This is a genomic window from Streptomyces katrae (genome assembly GCF_000966975.1).
GTDB classification, from domain to species: domain Bacteria; phylum Actinomycetota; class Actinomycetes; order Streptomycetales; family Streptomycetaceae; genus Streptomyces; species Streptomyces katrae.
On the sequence record NZ_JZWV01000727.1, the window covers coordinates 1 to 2,152 of the forward strand.

The following is a 2,152-nucleotide window of genomic DNA, read 5'->3' on the forward strand; positions in this document are numbered from 1 at the left end:
GCGACGGACTGTCGCTGGCCGCCTACTACCAGGCCGACCGGCTGCCCGACGGGTTCGTCACCCGCCTGCTGGACCGGCTCGTCTCCCTGCTGGCCGCCGCCGTCGACGACCCGCTGCTGCCGCTGGACGGCCCCCGTGGCTGAGCGCCGTGACGAGTACCTGCTGCGCGCCGCGTTCATCGTCTCCACCTGCGGGGACTGGGTGTTCCGCTTCGCGATGCCGATGCTGGTCCTGCAGCTGACCGACTCGGCCTTCCTGGCCGCCTTCACCTACGCCCTGGAGTTCGTCCCGTACGTCCTGGTCGGGTTGTTCAGCGGGGTGGTCGCGGACCGTGCGGACCGGCGCCGCCTGATGACCGGCTGCGACCTCGCCTCGGCCGTGGTGGTCGCCGGCATCGGCCTGCTGTGCCTGCTCGACAGCCCGCCCGTGCCGGCGGTGTACGCGGCCGCGTTCGTCCTGGCCTGCATGCGGCCGTTGTACTTCCCGGCCTTCCAGGGGTTCCTGATGGAACGGGTGCCCGAGGAGCGGCGTGCGGTGATGAACGCCTGGGTCCAGGGGTCGGAGAGCCTGCTCAACATGCTCGGGCCGATCGCGGGCATCAGCGTGGTCGCCTTCCTGGGACCGGCGGCGGCCAGCGGGGTCAACGCCGTGTCCTTCGCCCTGTCCGCCGTGCTCATCCTGCTCACGGCCGCCTCCCCGGCGGCGTCCGCGGCGGCCCCGCTGCGCGAGGCCCTGCGCGGTATGGGCCCGGACCTGCTGACCGGGTTCCGGCTGCTGTTCGCCGAGCCGGTGCTCCGGTCGGGGACCATCCTGCTGACCCTGACCAACTTCGCCGTGCACGCCGTCGAGGCGAACCTGGTGTACGTGGTCACCGGGGCGACCGGACAGTCCGGCTTCGTCCTCGGCCTGGTCGTCGCCGCGCAGGGCGCCGGAGCCGTGGCGGGCGCGGCCTTCGTGCCCCGGCTGCTGGGCCGCCACAGCGAGGGAAGGCTCCTGACCGTCGGGATGGGCGCGCTCGCCGCCGCCCTGCTCGCCCCCGCCCTCACCGCGGACGTCCGGCTCCTGGCCCCGGCCTGGGCCGTGGCGGGCGCCGCGACCTCGCTGATCGTGGTGGGCTGGTTCACCTACCGGCAGAAGGTGGTGGACGCCGAGTACATGGGCCGGGTCGTCGCCGTCAACCGGGCCGTGTCCTTCGCCGCGATCCTCCCCGCCGCCCTGCTCGGCGGCTGGGTGGCCGCCGCCTTCGCCCCCGCCGCCCTGTTCGCCGGCGCCGGCCTCGTCCAGGCCCTCGCCTTCGCCGTCACGGCGGCGGGTCTGGTCGGCAGGGCCGGACGCAGCCCGGCCGCGGAGCCCGGCGTCCGCCAGCCGGTGCCCTGATCCGGGGGTCCGGCAGGCCGGGCGCCCGGGATAGGGCAAGATCGGGGGATGTCTGATCGCATCATCGCCGCCTGTGACGGGGCGGCCAAGGGAAACCCCGGCCCGGCCGGCTGGGCGTGGGTCATCGCGGACGCCGAGGGCCGGCCCGAACGCTGGGAGGCCGGCCCCCTGGGCCGGGCCACCAACAACGTCGGCGAGCTCACCGCCCTCCTGCGCCTGCTGGAGGCCGTGGAGCCGGGTACCGCGCTCGAGGTCCGGATGGACTCCCAGTACGCGATGAAGGCCGTCACCCAGTGGCTGCCGAACTGGAAGCGCAACGGCTGGAAGACCGCCGCGGGCAAGCCCGTGGCCAACCGCGAGCTGGTCGAGGGCATCGACGCCCTGCTGGCCGCTCGCGACGTGGAATTCCGCTACGTCCCGGCCCACCAGGAGGGCGGCGACCACCTGAACGCCATCGCCGACCAGGCCGCCAGCGACGCCGCCGTCAGCCAGGAGCCCGCCGGCACCGCCCACGGCGCCACCGCCCCGCCCGTCCCGGCCCCGGCCCGTACCGCCCCCGCCCGTACCGCCCCGGCGCGCAAGGCCGCCTCCGGGAGCGGCGCCGCCCGCTCCGGCGCCCGCACCATCACCGCGAAGTTCCGCGGCACCTGCCCCTGCGGGCAGCCCTACGCGGCGGGCGAGAAGATCGCCAAACTGGGGGCCCGCTGGGGCCATCCCGACTGCCGTCCGGCCGCCACCCCCGCCTGACCGGACACGCTCCGGGACGACACCACGC

The 2,152-nt window shown here is 75.4% G+C and carries 2 protein-coding genes; both read left to right on the forward strand.

What is annotated here, in order from left to right:
• Positions 1 to 135 precede the first annotated feature (135 nt).
• Positions 136 to 1,377 carry an MFS transporter gene (locus VR44_RS25260; protein WP_045949890.1) on the forward strand — a complete coding sequence of 414 codons (1,242 nt, stop codon included), beginning with the start codon at positions 136 to 138 and terminating at the stop codon, positions 1,375 to 1,377.
• A 48-nt stretch (positions 1,378 to 1,425) separates the two neighbouring features.
• Complete coding sequence (locus tag VR44_RS25265) at positions 1,426 to 2,124, forward strand: ribonuclease H family protein (protein WP_045949891.1); 699 nt, start codon at positions 1,426 to 1,428, stop codon at positions 2,122 to 2,124.
• The last annotated feature ends 28 nt before the right edge of the window (positions 2,125 to 2,152 follow it).